The organism is Bacillus sp. FSL M8-0049 (genome assembly GCF_038593355.1).
Classification (GTDB): domain Bacteria; phylum Bacillota; class Bacilli; order Bacillales; family Bacillaceae; genus Bacillus; species Bacillus safensis.
Genome location: NZ_CP151986.1, coordinates 11,386 through 25,984 on the forward strand (window position 1 = coordinate 11,386; position 14,599 = coordinate 25,984).

Annotated in this window: 10 protein-coding genes, 1 tRNA gene, 2 rRNA genes and 1 other annotated feature; of the genes, 9 read left to right on the forward strand and 4 right to left on the reverse strand. The window is 43.2% G+C overall.

Translation table 11 applies throughout. The features are described 5' to 3' along the window. The first annotated feature begins 31 nt into the window (after positions 1-31). Together NSU13_RS00055 and rrf are read left to right on the forward strand one after the other, a co-directional pair. A 23S ribosomal RNA gene (locus NSU13_RS00055) occupies positions 32-2,962 on the forward strand. 61 nt (positions 2,963-3,023) lie between these two features. Then, positions 3,024-3,139, forward strand: a 5S ribosomal RNA gene (gene rrf / locus NSU13_RS00060). An 11-nt stretch (positions 3,140-3,150) separates the two neighbouring features. On the opposite strand, the gene NSU13_RS00065 is transcribed toward rrf, so the two are convergent. Continuing rightward, on the reverse strand, positions 3,151-4,119 hold the full coding sequence (locus NSU13_RS00065) for a YaaC family protein (protein ID WP_025092696.1): 969 nt from the start codon (positions 4,117-4,119) through the stop codon (positions 3,151-3,153). 121 nt (positions 4,120-4,240) lie between these two features. Between NSU13_RS00065 and guaB the strand changes: the two genes are divergently transcribed. Continuing rightward, positions 4,241-5,707 (forward strand): IMP dehydrogenase, encoded by a 1,467-nt coding sequence (guaB, locus tag NSU13_RS00070; protein ID WP_024426749.1) that lies wholly within the window; start codon positions 4,241-4,243, stop codon positions 5,705-5,707. A 160-nt stretch (positions 5,708-5,867) separates the two neighbouring features. Next, entirely contained in the window at positions 5,868-7,193 is a 1,326-nt protein-coding gene (locus NSU13_RS00075; protein WP_342489733.1) for a D-alanyl-D-alanine carboxypeptidase family protein, read from the forward strand. A 42-nt stretch (positions 7,194-7,235) separates the two neighbouring features. Here the strand turns inward: NSU13_RS00075 and NSU13_RS00080 are convergent, their stop codons facing one another. Then, entirely contained in the window at positions 7,236-8,714 is a 1,479-nt protein-coding gene (locus NSU13_RS00080) for a PLP-dependent aminotransferase family protein (RefSeq protein ID WP_342489734.1), read from the reverse strand. Between the two features lie 246 nt (positions 8,715-8,960). On the opposite strand from NSU13_RS00080, the gene pdxS reads away from it, so the two are divergent. The 5 genes from pdxS to NSU13_RS00105 all read left to right on the forward strand — a co-directional run bounded on the left by pdxS (position 8,961) and on the right by NSU13_RS00105 (position 13,204). Beyond that, the gene (pdxS, locus tag NSU13_RS00085) at positions 8,961-9,845 is read left to right on the forward strand and encodes a pyridoxal 5'-phosphate synthase lyase subunit PdxS (RefSeq protein WP_039175840.1); all 885 of its coding nucleotides are present in this window, start codon (positions 8,961-8,963) and stop codon (positions 9,843-9,845) included. A 20-nt stretch (positions 9,846-9,865) separates the two neighbouring features. Continuing rightward, entirely contained in the window at positions 9,866-10,456 is a 591-nt protein-coding gene (gene pdxT / locus NSU13_RS00090) for a pyridoxal 5'-phosphate synthase glutaminase subunit PdxT (protein WP_024426747.1), read from the forward strand. A gap of 53 nt (positions 10,457-10,509) precedes the next feature. Beyond that, positions 10,510-10,726: a binding site (T-box leader), on the forward strand. Positions 10,727-10,775: 49 nt separating this feature from the next. Next, positions 10,776-12,050 carry a serine--tRNA ligase gene (gene serS / locus NSU13_RS00095; RefSeq protein WP_024426746.1) on the forward strand — a complete coding sequence of 425 codons (1,275 nt, stop codon included), beginning with the start codon at positions 10,776-10,778 and terminating at the stop codon, positions 12,048-12,050. Between the two features lie 101 nt (positions 12,051-12,151). Next, positions 12,152-12,982, forward strand: a complete 831-nt coding sequence (locus tag NSU13_RS00100; protein WP_024425758.1) for a methyl-accepting chemotaxis protein — start codon at positions 12,152-12,154, stop codon at positions 12,980-12,982. Positions 12,983-13,111: 129 nt separating this feature from the next. Further along, a tRNA-Ser gene (locus NSU13_RS00105) sits at positions 13,112-13,204 on the forward strand. Positions 13,205-13,293: 89 nt separating this feature from the next. On the opposite strand, the gene NSU13_RS00110 is transcribed toward NSU13_RS00105, so the two are convergent. Both NSU13_RS00110 and NSU13_RS00115 read right to left on the reverse strand, forming a co-directional pair. Further along, entirely contained in the window at positions 13,294-13,953 is a 660-nt protein-coding gene (locus NSU13_RS00110) for a deoxynucleoside kinase (protein WP_034284267.1), read from the reverse strand. Next, a complete protein-coding gene (locus tag NSU13_RS00115) occupies positions 13,950-14,573 on the reverse strand; it encodes a deoxynucleoside kinase (RefSeq protein WP_024425759.1) in 624 nt (207 codons plus the stop codon). The genes NSU13_RS00110 and NSU13_RS00115 overlap by 4 nt, the downstream gene beginning before the upstream one ends. Between the last annotated feature and the right edge of the window lie 26 nt (positions 14,574-14,599).

Consider the following 14,599-nt stretch of genomic DNA (forward strand, 5'->3'; position numbering starts at 1 on the left):
ACACATAGTGATTCTTTCTAAAGTAAGAAATGGTTAAGTTAGAAAGGGCGCACGGTGGATGCCTTGGCACTAGGAGCCGATGAAGGACGGGACGAACACCGATATGCTTCGGGGAGCTGTAAGCAAGCTTTGATCCGGAGATTTCCGAATGGGGAAACCCACTGCTCGTAATGGAGTAGTATCCATACTTGAATACATAGAGTATGAGAAGGCATACCCGGGGAACTGAAACATCTAAGTACCCGGAGGAAGAGAAAGCAAATGCGATTCCCTGAGTAGCGGCGAGCGAAACGGGAACAGCCCAAACCAAGAGGCTTGCCTCTTGGGGTTGTAGGACACTCTATACGGAGTTACAAAGGAACGATATAAGCGAAGAGGTCTGGAAAGGCCCGCCAAAGAAGGTAACAGCCCTGTAACTGAAATGTCGTTCTCTCCAGAGTGGATCCTGAGTACGGCGGAACACGTGAAATTCCGTCGGAATCCGGGAGGACCATCTCCCAAGGCTAAATACTCCCTAGTGACCGATAGTGAACCAGTACCGTGAGGGAAAGGTGAAAAGCACCCCGGAAGGGGAGTGAAATAGATCCTGAAACCGTGTGCCTACAAGTAGTCAGAGCCCGTTAACGGGTGATGGCGTGCCTTTTGTAGAATGAACCGGCGAGTTACGATCCCGTGCAAGGTTAAGCAGAAGATGCGGAGCCGCAGCGAAAGCGAGTCTGAATAGGGCGCATGAGTACGTGGTCGTAGACCCGAAACCAGGTGATCTACCCATGTCCAGGGTGAAGTTCAGGTAACACTGAATGGAGGCCCGAACCCACGCACGTTGAAAAGTGCGGGGATGAGGTGTGGGTAGGGGTGAAATGCCAATCGAACCTGGAGATAGCTGGTTCTCTCCGAAATAGCTTTAGGGCTAGCCTCAAGGTAAGAGTCTCGGAGGTAGAGCACTGATTGGACTAGGGGCCCCTACCGGGTTACCGAATTCAGTCAAACTCCGAATGCCGATGACTTATCCTTGGGAGTCAGACTGCGAGTGATAAGATCCGTAGTCGAAAGGGAAACAGCCCAGACCGCCAGCTAAGGTCCCAAAGTATACGTTAAGTGGAAAAGGATGTGGAGTTGCTTAGACAACCAGGATGTTGGCTTAGAAGCAGCCACCATTTAAAGAGTGCGTAATAGCTCACTGGTCGAGTGACTCTGCGCCGAAAATGTACCGGGGCTAAACGTATCACCGAAGCTGCGGACTGTTCTTACGAACAGTGGTAGGAGAGCGTTCTAAGGGCTGTGAAGCCAGACCGGAAGGACTGGTGGAGCGCTTAGAAGTGAGAATGCCGGTATGAGTAGCGAAAGACGGGTGAGAATCCCGTCCACCGAATGCCTAAGGTTTCCTGAGGAAGGCTCGTCCGCTCAGGGTTAGTCGGGACCTAAGCCGAGGCCGAAAGGCGTAGGCGATGGACAACAGGTTGATATTCCTGTACCACCTCCTCACCATTTGAGCAATGGGGGGACGCAGGAGGATAGGGTAAGCGCGGTATTGGATATCCGCGTCCAAGCAGTTAGGCTGGGAAATAGGCAAATCCGTTTCCCGTAAAGGCTGAGCTGTGATGGCGAGCGAAATTTAGTAGCGAAGTTCCTGATTCCACACTGCCAAGAAAAGCCTCTAGCGAGGTGAGAGGTGCCCGTACCGCAAACCGACACAGGTAGGCGAGGAGAGAATCCTAAGGTGATCGAGAGAACTCTCGTTAAGGAACTCGGCAAAATGACCCCGTAACTTCGGGAGAAGGGGTGCTTCTTAGGGTGTTAAAGCCCCGAGAAGCCGCAGTGAATAGGCCCAGGCGACTGTTTAGCAAAAACACAGGTCTCTGCGAAGCCGTAAGGCGAAGTATAGGGGCTGACGCCTGCCCGGTGCTGGAAGGTTAAGAGGAGCGCTTAGCGTAAGCGAAGGTGCGAATTGAAGCCCCAGTAAACGGCGGCCGTAACTATAACGGTCCTAAGGTAGCGAAATTCCTTGTCGGGTAAGTTCCGACCCGCACGAAAGGCGCAACGATCTGGGCACTGTCTCAACGAGAGACTCGGTGAAATTATAGTACCTGTGAAGATGCAGGTTACCCGCGACAGGACGGAAAGACCCCGTGGAGCTTTACTGCAGCCTGATATTGAATGTTGGTACAGCTTGTACAGGATAGGTAGGAGCCTTGGAAACCGGAGCGCTAGCTTCGGTGGAGGCATCGGTGGGATACTACCCTGGCTGTATTGACCTTCTAACCCGCTGCCCTTATCGGGCAGGGAGACAGTGTCAGGTGGGCAGTTTGACTGGGGCGGTCGCCTCCTAAAATGTAACGGAGGCGCCCAAAGGTTCCCTCAGAATGGTTGGAAATCATTCGCAGAGTGTAAAGGCACAAGGGAGCTTGACTGCGAGACCTACAAGTCGAGCAGGGACGAAAGTCGGGCTTAGTGATCCGGTGGTTCCGCATGGAAGGGCCATCGCTCAACGGATAAAAGCTACCCCGGGGATAACAGGCTTATCTCCCCCAAGAGTCCACATCGACGGGGAGGTTTGGCACCTCGATGTCGGCTCATCGCATCCTGGGGCTGTAGTCGGTCCCAAGGGTTGGGCTGTTCGCCCATTAAAGCGGTACGCGAGCTGGGTTCAGAACGTCGTGAGACAGTTCGGTCCCTATCCGTCGCGGGCGCAGGAAATTTGAGAGGAGCTGTCCTTAGTACGAGAGGACCGGGATGGACGCACCGCTGGTGTACCAGTTGTTCTGCCAAGGGCATCGCTGGGTAGCTATGTGCGGACGGGATAAGTGCTGAAAGCATCTAAGCATGAAGCCCCCCTCAAGATGAGATTTCCCATTCCGCAAGGAAGTAAGATCCCTGAAAGATGATCAGGTTGATAGGTCTGAGGTGGAAGCGTGGTGACACGTGGAGCTGACAGATACTAATAGATCGAGGACTTAACCTATATTCTAATGTGAAGCATGAACATTGTTATCTAGTTTTGAGAGAACATTCTCTCCATCAGGTTTGGTGGCGATAGCGAAGAGGTCACACCCGTTCCCATACCGAACACGGAAGTTAAGCTCTTCAGCGCCGATGGTAGTTGGGGGTTTCCCCCTGTGAGAGTAGGACGCCGCCAAGCTTCTATTAGGATCAGTTCCAGTCGGAACTGGTCTTTTTTGTGTTTTCTTCTAACAGCATCATGATGTATGCTGGGAACTTCTCTTCTGCAATCTCCATGTAGCGTTCAATCATGACGTAATCATCGCTAATGTATTGAGACAGCAGCTCGTACCACCATTCTGTTTCGTAGCGGGCAATCATACTAAGGTTATACATCAATAAGTAATGGCTGATGATTTCAGGAATCCCTAGAAAAGCATCTCGTGTTGAGGGTATAAACCATTGATCCATTTCTAAATCATAATGAAGATGAGTAGCAAGTGCTGGGTTTTCTTCAAGAAATACATCAAACGTCAGTTTTTTAGCCTCTCTCTGTTTGAGTTTCCAGCTTGTATGAAACTCAAAGTATTCAATAAAGCGTTCAGCAGACATGTTATAAAGTAATGGAATATGATCTTGAATCATCATTCCATTAGCCTTTTCTACTTTAACTAAAGTCGAGGGCTGCTTTTGAAACTCAAGAATATGACTCATTTCAGGTATTTTAGACAGGAGATGGATCATCGTAAATCGTTCATCTTCAAGACCATTTAATTGAAATAGATGCTTTAACACATGCATACATAGCCCATTTCTTTGGATTTTCACCTCATCTTCACTAAAACGGTAATGCTGTTTCTTTCTCTTTCTCGATGTTACGCCATGAGCTAAAACAGAGGTTTGAGAAGGATAATGGGGATCCACTGTCAGCAAACATGCTTTAAGCAGCTGTGCCATTCCATAAAACAATAAAATGGGTTTAAGTTCTAGAGGCGCGATCGCTGCCTGTTCATAGAACGTATGGCCATGTTTTAGAAAGTAAATAAATCGTTCACAGTTTTTATAGGCTTGCTGGTTTGCATCTTGAATGTTGCGTTTCTCATATTGTTGAAATAGAAACTTTTGGGAGGTTTCGAGCGAGTAAAAACGTTTTAAATCCTTCCATCCTGAACTTTTCATCTTCTTCCTCAACTCTCTTTATATTTTCTAAAAATTGCAACTGTTTGTTGCTTCCTTGACATGCTGTTTGCTAGTTGATAATCTACATATAATATTTTGCCGAAAAGAGGGGGATTTACTAATGTGGGAAAGTAAATTTTCAAAAGAAGGTTTGACGTTTGACGATGTTTTGCTTGTTCCAGCAAAGTCTGAAGTACTTCCGCGTGATGTCGATTTATCAGTGGAGCTAACAAGCACATTAAAGCTAAACATTCCAATTATCAGTGCGGGAATGGACACAGTGACGGAATCACAAATGGCGATTGCAATGGCACGTCAAGGTGGTCTTGGTATTATTCATAAGAACATGTCCATTGAACAGCAAGCAGAACAGGTGGATAAAGTAAAACGTTCAGAGCGCGGCGTTATTACAAATCCATTCTTCTTAACACCAGAGCATCAAGTATTTGATGCAGAGCATTTGATGGGTAAATACCGTATTTCAGGTGTGCCGATTGTCAACAACGAACAAGACCAAAAGCTTGTTGGTATTATTACGAACCGTGACCTTCGTTTTATTTCGGATTATTCAATGAAGATTAGCGACGTGATGACAAAAGAGGAACTTGTGACAGCTTCTGTTGGTACAACATTAGAAGAAGCTGAAAAAATCCTACAGCAGTACAAGATTGAAAAATTACCTCTTTTAGATGACGAAGGAACGTTAAAAGGTCTTATCACAATCAAAGATATTGAAAAAGTGATTGAATTCCCTAACTCCTCTAAAGATGCACATGGCCGTTTAATTGTTGGTGCCGCTGTTGGTGTCACTGGCGATACAATGACACGTGTGAAAAAATTAGTCGAAGCCAATGTAGATGTCATTGTCATTGATACAGCACACGGTCATTCTCAAGGTGTTCTAAACACTGTATCGAAAATCCGTGAAACGTATCCTTCTCTTAACATCATTGCTGGTAATGTTGCAACAGCTGAAGCAACAAAAGCATTGTTTGAAGCAGGAGCAGATATTGTGAAAGTCGGTATCGGACCAGGATCTATTTGTACAACACGTGTTGTTGCAGGTGTCGGTGTACCACAAATCACAGCGATCTATGACTGTGCAACAGAAGCAAGAAAACATGGTAAAGCTATTATTGCAGATGGTGGAATTAAATATTCAGGTGATATCGTGAAAGCATTAGCATCTGGCGGACATGCTGTTATGCTGGGAAGCCTTCTAGCTGGTACATCTGAAAGCCCAGGAGAAACAGAAATTTTCCAAGGTAGACGTTTCAAAGTTTATCGTGGTATGGGTTCTGTCGCTGCAATGGAAAAAGGAAGTAAAGATCGTTACTTCCAAGAAGATAATAAAAAATTCGTTCCTGAAGGTATCGAAGGCCGTACACCATACAAAGGGCCAGTCGTTGATACAGTGTATCAACTAGTTGGCGGTATTCGTTCTGGTATGGGCTATTGTGGAACGCAAGATTTACGCACTCTTAGAGAAGAAGCACAATTCATTCGTATGACGGGTGCAGGACTTCGTGAGAGTCATCCACATGATGTACAAATTACAAAAGAATCACCAAACTACACAATTTCTTGATAAATTGTGACAATCAAATTACATTTGACAGGGTCTATGACTCTGTCTATTTTTTTTGTCTTTATTGTGATAAAATTTATACTGTTGTGTTGAGATAAGCCCTTGTGGATTACATATATATGAAAAACGTCGAAAAAAGATGAATACGGAGGTATGACGATTGAACAGCAAGATGATGAAACAGCTTATGGTCTCTATCCTTGCATTGGCATTGATTGTTACAGCATTTACACCAATGTCCAAAGCAAAAGCTGCTGAAGATCCATTCAGTGTGAATGCGGAAGCAGCGATCCTTATTGAAGCTTCTACAGGTAAAATTCTTTATAGTAAAAACGCAGATCAAAGACTGCCTATTGCAAGTATGGCAAAAATGATGACAGAGTATCTATTACTAGAGGCAATTGCTGAAGGAAAAGTGAAATGGGATCAAAAGTATACGCCAGATGATTATGTATACGAAATTTCTCAGGACCGCAGCTTATCCAACGTTCCTTTGAGAAAAGATGGTTCGTATACAGTAAAAGAACTTTATCAAGCAACGGCTATTTATTCGGCAAATGCAGCAGCGATTGGTTTAGCAGAAGTGATCGCTGGATCAGAATCGAAGTTTGTTGAAAAAATGAACGCAAAAGCAAAAGAACTTGGTTTAACAAACTACAAATTTGTGAATGCAACTGGTCTGGAAAATAAAGACTTACATGGCCAACAGCCAAAAGGTACAGGTCCTGATGAAGAAAGTGAAGTATCTGCAAAAGATATGGCTTTGCTTGCACAGCATCTCATCAAAGACCATCCAGAAATTCTTGAAACAGCAAGTATTGCGAAAACAAAGTTCAGAGAAGGCACTGACGATGAAATGGACATGCCTAACTGGAACTTCATGCTTAAAGGACTTGTGAAGGAATATAAAGGTGTTGACGGTCTGAAAACGGGATCTACAGATTCAGCCGGTTCTAGCTTCACAGGTACAGCAAAACAAGGTGACATGCGTGTCATCGCAGTTATTTTGAATGCAAAAGGTAATCTTCATACAGCACGTTTCGACGTGGCAAAAAAACTGTTCGACTATGCGTTTAAAAACTTCACGATGAAAGAAATGTACAAAAAAGGTCAACAAATTAAAGGACATGAAAACATCGAAGTGGATAAAGGCAAAGATAAAGAAGTACCTGTTGTGACGAAAGAAGCATTTTCTGTGCCAGTAAAAAATGGTGACGAAAAGAGCTATAAAGCAAAAGTAAATATCGAGAAAAAGAAACTAGAAGCTCCTATTAAAAAAGGAACGAAGGTTGGCATGCTGACGACTTCTTATTCTGGTGATGAGAAGGACTACGGCTATTTAAATAAAGACCAATCAGGTGTTGAGCTTGTGACGAAAACAAGCGATGAAAAAGCAAACTGGTTCATCCTTGCAATGCGTGGTGTAGGTGGATTCTTCGCTGGCATTTGGGGTGGAATCGTTGACACAGTAAAAGGCTGGTTCTAATAAAAAAACTGCTCTCTATACATGAGAGCAGTTTTTTTATCGTTAAAAGAAGAGCGATTGCTTCTGATTTTGAGGAGTGGACAAGGCTTGCTGAAAAATACCACATAACTTTTCCACGCCCTCGGCCAGTGCTTTTTCATTCACATAAGAAAAGCTGAGGCGGATATAATTCTGTTTCGGCTCTCCAGGATAGCAGACAGAGCCAGGCAAAAAGGTAATTTGCTGCTTACGTGCTTCATGCAACAGTGCTCGTGTATCGACCCAGGAAGGAAAGCTGAGCCATAAATTGAGACCGCCCTGTGGAATTTGCCACGTTACATCTTTCGGTGCATGCTTCGTTAACACATCCATCATCAAATCGCGTCTCACTTTCAAGGCGGTTCTTAGCTTCTTCGTATGATCAATCATTTTCTTCGATGTCAGAAACGGTAATATGGCCTTTTGTGTGAGGAGAGGGCTGCCTAAGTCATTATTGGCCTTTGCAGCTAATAAACGGTTAAATATCGAGCCTGACGCTGTGATAATCCCTATTCTGCATCCTGGAGCCAGTGTTTTACTTAATCCTCGTAAATAAATGACATGTCCATCATGGTCCAAGCTTTTAATAGGTGCTGGCGGCTTCTTTTCAAAATAAAGCTCACGGTAAGGGTCATCTTCTACAATGAGACAATCAATGCTTTGAGCCAGTAGGAGAAGCTGTTTTCTACGCTTCATCGACATACTGGCCCCTGTTGGACTGTGGAAAGTAGGAATCGTATAGATGAACTTCGGTTTATATTTATCACAAATGCTTTGAAGCTGCTTCATGTTCATTCCTTCATGATCGACAGGGACGGTAATGATTCTTGCTCCTCTGCCCATAAAGACATCAATGGCCCCGGGATAGGTCGGTGCTTCCATGACAACTACATCATCCGGCCCAATAAACGTACGTGCCACCAAATCAAGCCCTTGCTGAGAACCACTTGTTACAAGGATATTTTCAGGTGTAGAGGGCACATCCAACTTTTCTAAAAAGGACTGAATGACTTGTCGCAGCTGAAGATCACCTTGTATTTCTCCATACTTCGACATGATTTGAGGATGTCTGGCTAGTACATGCTGCATTTCTTTTTCTAAATACCGGTTTGGCAAAAGCCCTGGATCGATCATAGAGGAAGAAAGGTTAATGGCTTCTTCGACATAGTGATACTGAGCGAATTGAGACCGTGGTAAATAATCTGGAATCGACAACTGCCAATCGAAAGAGGTAGATGATGGAACCGGGGTCTCTGTCTGCTCTTGCTGCTCATTCACAAAAGTTCCTTTACCTTGCACCGTCGTTAAGTATCCGTCGTCTTTTAATCGGGTGTATGCCTTAGCTGCCGTGACAAGACTCACATTGAGCTGTTTAGCTAAATCACGGACAGTTGGCAGCTTTTCTCCTTGCTGAAGCAAACCCGATTGAATGTGATCGATGATTGAAAAGTAAATTTGATTTGAAAGAGATGTATCAGAATGTCGATGGATATCAATATGCATGAAACCCCTCCATTGAATGCAAAATTGTTATACATAATTTTTAATTGTTATAGTTGCATTATAGCATGTAAATCTCACTTGATAGAGAAAATGACATGTATTTAGCTGAAAACCCTTTATATACAAGGATTTATTCTTTTTTATCGGCTGATTGAATTGTTATACTATTCTCTTTATTGTTATACTTCCTCGCTTGTATGATAAAGATGTTGAATGAATCGAATAGACAAATGGGAGGAAACTATTGTGAGCAATAAGGGAACTGAACGAGTGAAACGTGGAATGGCAGAAATGCAAAAGGGCGGCGTCATTATGGATGTCGTCAATGCGGAGCAGGCAAAAATTGCAGAAGAAGCAGGTGCAGTGGCAGTCATGGCACTAGAACGAGTACCAGCTGATATCCGTGCTGCAGGCGGTGTTGCCCGTATGGCAGACCCAAGAATCGTAGAGGAAGTACAAAATGCAGTAACGATTCCAGTCATGGCAAAAGCACGTATCGGCCACATCGTCGAGGCTCGTGTTCTTGAAGCACTTGGTGTTGATTATATCGATGAGAGTGAAGTGCTGACGCCCGCAGATGAGGAATTCCATTTAAATAAAAATGAATACACAGTACCTTTTGTCTGTGGATGCCGCGATTTAGGTGAGGCAACCCGCCGTATCGCAGAAGGCGCTTCTATGCTTCGCACAAAAGGAGAACCTGGGACAGGCAACATCGTAGAAGCTGTTCGTCATATGAGAAAGGTCAATGCTCAGATTCGTAAAGTATCGGCTATGAGTGAAGATGAACTGATGACAGAAGCCAAGAATCTTGGCGCGCCTTATGAATTATTGCTGCAAATCAAAAGAGACGGCAAGCTGCCAGTTGTGAACTTTGCAGCAGGAGGCGTTGCGACACCAGCAGATGCTGCATTAATGATGCAGCTTGGAGCAGACGGTGTATTTGTCGGATCTGGTATTTTCAAATCAGACAATCCAGCTAAATTTGCAAAAGCAATTGTTGAAGCAACGACTCATTACACTGATTACCGTCTCATTGCAGAACTTTCAAAAGAGCTTGGAACAGCTATGAAAGGAATTGAAATTTCAAATCTACTGCCAGAAGAACGTATGCAAGAGCGTGGCTGGTAATTAAGGGAGCGCAAACGAACATGCTGACAATTGGTGTACTAGGGCTTCAAGGAGCGGTGAGAGAGCATATTCAATCGATTGAAGCCTGCGGCGCAGAAGGAAAGATCATCAAACGCGTAGAAGAGCTAGAATCCGTTGACGGTTTGATTATTCCTGGTGGAGAAAGTACGACGATGAGGAGACTTATGGATACGTACCAATTCATTGAACCGATCAAGGCGTTCGCTGCTCAAGGGAAACCGATCTTCGGGACATGTGCCGGTTTGATTATGCTGGCAAAGCATATCGAAGATCGAGAAGATGCTCATCTTGGCTTGTTAAATGTATCTGTTGCACGGAACTCTTTTGGCAGACAGGTAGACAGTTTTGAAGCAGATTTAAAAGTAAAAGGACTGGATGCGCCGTTTACAGGGGTATTCATCCGTGCGCCTCATATCATCAGCGCAGATAATGACGTAGAAATCATGGCTGAATATGATGGCAGGATTGTGATGGCGAAAGAAAACAATATCTTAGGCTGCTCTTTTCATCCAGAGCTGACAGACGATCACCGGTTAACACAGCTGTTTGTAGACATGGTGAAGTCCTACAAAACGAAGCTTGCTGTATAAAACGGTTGAAAAGAGATAAAACTTATAGTACATTAAAATCACAATCAAAGATCGAAAAAGCGTTGACGGGAAATAGTAAGAAGCCCCTCTTTCTCAGAGAGCCGATGGTTGGTGAGAATCGGTGAAAGATGCATTCTGAATCCATCCTTGAGCGAAATGCTGAAACTAGAGAAGTAAGCATTTACGGTGATACCGTTACAGAGGAAAGAGGAAAGCATGCTTCTGCATGTTTTCAATCAGGGTGGCAACGCGAGAGCTCTCGTCCCTTTCATGGGATGAGGGCTCTTTTTATTTTTCGATAAAAAAAGGAGTGTTACACATGCTTGATATTAAACAACTGCGCACGGACTTTGATCAAATCAAAGAAAAATTAGCACACCGAGGCGAAGATTTAGCGGATTTTGATAAGTTTGGTGAGCTAGATCAAAAAAGAAGAGAATTAATCGGGAAAACAGAAGAATTAAAGAGCCGAAGAAATGAAGTATCACAGCAAGTGGCCGTTCTAAAAAGAGAAAAGAAAGACGCCGATCACATTATTCAAGAAATGCGTGAAGTAGGAGATGAGATCAAGAAGCTGGATGATGAGCTAAGAACAGTAGAAGAGAGCCTGCAGCACATCCTGTTCTCAATTCCAAATATCCCTCATGACTCTGTACCAGTTGGTGAAACAGAAGACGACAACGTGGAAGTGAGAAAATGGGGCGAACAGCCAGCCTTCTCATTTGAACCAAAACCACATTGGGACGTAGCTGATGAGCTAAAAATCCTTGATTTTGAACGTGCAGGAAAAGTGACAGGAAGCCGTTTCGTTTTTTATAAAGGGCTTGGCGCCCGCTTAGAGCGCGCATTGTATAACTTTATGCTTGATTTACATGTGGATGAGTTTGGTTTTACTGAAGTGCTTCCACCTTATATGGTCAACAGAGCGAGCATGACAGGAACTGGTCAGCTTCCAAAGTTCGAAGAGGATGCCTTTAAAATACGTGAAGAAGATTACTTCCTCATTCCAACAGCTGAAGTGCCAATTACGAACATGCATCGTGACGAAATTCTCGAAGGCGAACAGCTGCCAATCAACTATGCAGCATTCAGTGCTTGCTTTAGATCAGAAGCTGGATCTGCTGGAAGAGATACACGTGGACTCATCCGTCAGCATCAATTTAACAAGGTAGAGCTTGTGAAATTTGTCAGACCAGAAGATTCTTATGAAGAATTAGAGAAATTAACAAATCAAGCAGAAAAAGTTCTTCAGCTATTGAACCTGCCATACCGTGTCATGAGCATGTGTACGGGAGATTTAGGCTTCACAGCTGCGAAGAAATACGATATCGAAGTGTGGATTCCGAGCCAGAATACGTACCGTGAAATTTCTTCTTGCAGTAACTTCGAAGCATTCCAGGCAAGACGTGCAAACATTCGTTTCCGTCCAGAACCTAAAGCGAAGCCAGAACATGTCCACACATTAAATGGATCTGGATTAGCGGTAGGAAGAACCGTAGCGGCTATTTTAGAAAACTATCAACAAGAGGACGGCACAGTAATCATTCCTGAAGTACTGCGTCCTTATATGGGAAATAAAGAAGTGATGAAATAAGATGCCGTCAAGGCATCTTTTTCTTTTTACCAAAAGTCCTACAGTTTTCCTGAATTTAGCCGATAAAAAAATTAAAAGCTTCTAGGAAAGAAGGAATAACCGTGAATAGGCTTGACTATTATGTTGAAATGGCTCATTTACTTAGAAAGGTACTAGATGAAAGTATTCTTTTCGGCATCACAGATACAGAGAAGATACTTTGTTATTACCCGTCTAACACAATAGATTTTGGTATGAAAGTTGGAGACCCATTGAACCCAGAAGACCAAAATGTGGCGACGACATTAAGAGGACAAGAATATGACGGTCATTTACCAGAGCATTTATATGGTTATGAAATTGCTGTAAAAGGTTACCCGATTTTTGATGAAGATAGAAAAGTAATCGGCTCTTTTTTAGTGGCATTTTCACATCATCGCGAAAAGAAATTAAGCGGTTATATGGAGCAAATCAATAAAGTAGCGAAAGAACTCCAAGGTGGAATTGAGCAAATTGCTGCACATTCACAAGAACTGGCTGCCACAAGTTTAGAAATAAGCGAACAGGCAGGAAGAGCGGAAGAGAAATCTGCGAATATTGAAGAAGTCGTCAAAACCATTGGCGGAATTGCTAGACAAACAAATCTGCTTGGTTTAAATGCTGCAATTGAAGCCGCAAGAGCAGGTGAGAACGGAAAAGGGTTTGCTGTCGTTGCTGATGAAGTTCGCAAATTATCAGATGGCTCGAAGGAAGCGGCTGAAACCATTAATACATTTTTAAAAGAAATCCAAGACAGCATTGGCACTTTGTCTGAAAACATCTCACAAATCAGCAGCTCAACAAATGAACAAGCCAAACAAGTGACAGACTTTACGAAGATTATCGAGTCATTAAATGAGTTTAAAGTAGAGATGAATCAGTTTATTGAAGAAATTAGACAGGATACGAAATAGATCAAGAGCAGCCGTCAATGGCTGCTTTTTTATAGGCAAACATCATGCAAAAATCACATATTGAAATTTTTTTACGAAAAGGTGTTGACTTCAAATAAAATGATATGGTATATTAATTCTTGTCGATACGGAGGAATACCCAAGTCCGGCTGAAGGGATCGGTCTTGAAAACCGACAGGGGTGTCAAAGCCCGCGGGGGTTCGAATCCCTCTTCCTCCGCCATATTGATTTTTCACCTTAGTTGAATTGAACGCAAGCATAAAAATTGGAAATTGTCAAACCGCTGCATTTCGCGAATGCAGCGGTTTTTTTTATTTTGTTTTATTGCGATTTTTTTGAATAACAGAAGCTATTTCATGAAGAATGGGATCAAGTGAGCTTTCATCATGAAGTAAGTCGTAATCTTCAATATTAATTTTAATCACTGGGCATAAATCAAATTGTTCGATCCATTCCGTGTATCGAGTGTACATTTCTTCCCAATAAGCCCGGTCAGTTTGAGTTTCCATCTCTCTGCCGCGTTCCTCAATACGATGTAAAATATGATCTAAATCCCCGTGTAGATAGATGAGGACATCAGGGTGAGGGAAGTAAGGTGTCATCACCATCGCCTCAAATAGGCTTGTATACGTTTCATAATCGACCTCAGACATCGTACCTTTGTCCGCATGCATTTTTGCAAAAATGCCAGTGTCCTCATAAATGGAACGATCTTGTACATATCCTCCGCCAGATTCAAAAATCCGCTTTTGCTCCTTAAAACGCTCAGCTAGGAAATAGACCTGTAAGTGGAAGCTCCATCTTTGGAAATCTGAATAAAAAGGCTCTAAATATGGGTTATCATCTACTTTTTCGAGAGAGGTTTGAAACCCTAGCTTGTCCGCTATTGTTTTGGTCATAGTTGATTTGCCGACACCAACAGTCCCGGCAATTGTGATGACTGCGTCCTTTGGTATTTTGATATTGTTCATAGCACTTGCTCCTTTATGTTCTGTACAATTTGCTGGTAATCTTGCTGTGAGGAAACGAAGTCTGTATGATCTCCTTCAATTGTAATGATGGGAAGCCCTGGCTCAGTCTGTTTTAAATGTTCAATGGCCAGCTCGTAATCTTCAATGAGTGTTTTTAAATAAGCTGGGTCAATGTCTTCTTCAAAAGAGCGTCCTCTCATCTGTATTCTTTCAAGTAAGGTGGGAAGGCTGGCTTTTATATAGATCATGGCATTTGGTTTAGGAAGATCATCTGTTAGCAGGTGATAGATTTTTCTGTATTTATCCATGTGCTTTTTTGATAATGTTCTTTCTGCAAATATCATATTTTTATAGACGTGATAATCAGTGACAACCGGCTGCTGTTTATTTACATAGTTTTCTTCAATTGATTCTAACTGTTTGAACCGATTGCATAAAAAGAACATCTCAAGCTGAAAGCTCCATTGTTCCATATCTTCATAAAATTTATCTAAGAATGGATTTTCTTCTACAATCTCTTTTACTAAAGGAAATTGAAATTCCTTCGCAAGCATTGTAGCCAAAGTTGTTTTTCCGGCTCCAATTGGGCCTTCCACTGCAATAAAAGGGGCAGGATACATAGGCGTTCTCCTCTATCTATAAAGTT

Coding starts and splice junctions, on each gene's coding strand:
- NSU13_RS00065 (WP_025092696.1), bottom strand. CDS start 4,119: ATGAAAAGTTCAGGATGGAAGGATTTAAAACGTTTTTACTCGCTCGAA.
- pdxT (WP_024426747.1), top strand. CDS start 9,866: ATGCTGACAATTGGTGTACTAGGGCTTCAAGGAGCGGTGAGAGAGCAT.
- guaB (WP_024426749.1), top strand. CDS start 4,241: ATGTGGGAAAGTAAATTTTCAAAAGAAGGTTTGACGTTTGACGATGTT.
- NSU13_RS00080 (WP_342489734.1), bottom strand. CDS start 8,714: ATGCATATTGATATCCATCGACATTCTGATACATCTCTTTCAAATCAA.
- NSU13_RS00110 (WP_034284267.1), bottom strand. CDS start 13,953: ATGAACAATATCAAAATACCAAAGGACGCAGTCATCACAATTGCCGGG.
- serS (WP_024426746.1), top strand. CDS start 10,776: ATGCTTGATATTAAACAACTGCGCACGGACTTTGATCAAATCAAAGAA.
- NSU13_RS00115 (WP_024425759.1), bottom strand. CDS start 14,573: ATGTATCCTGCCCCTTTTATTGCAGTGGAAGGCCCAATTGGAGCCGGA.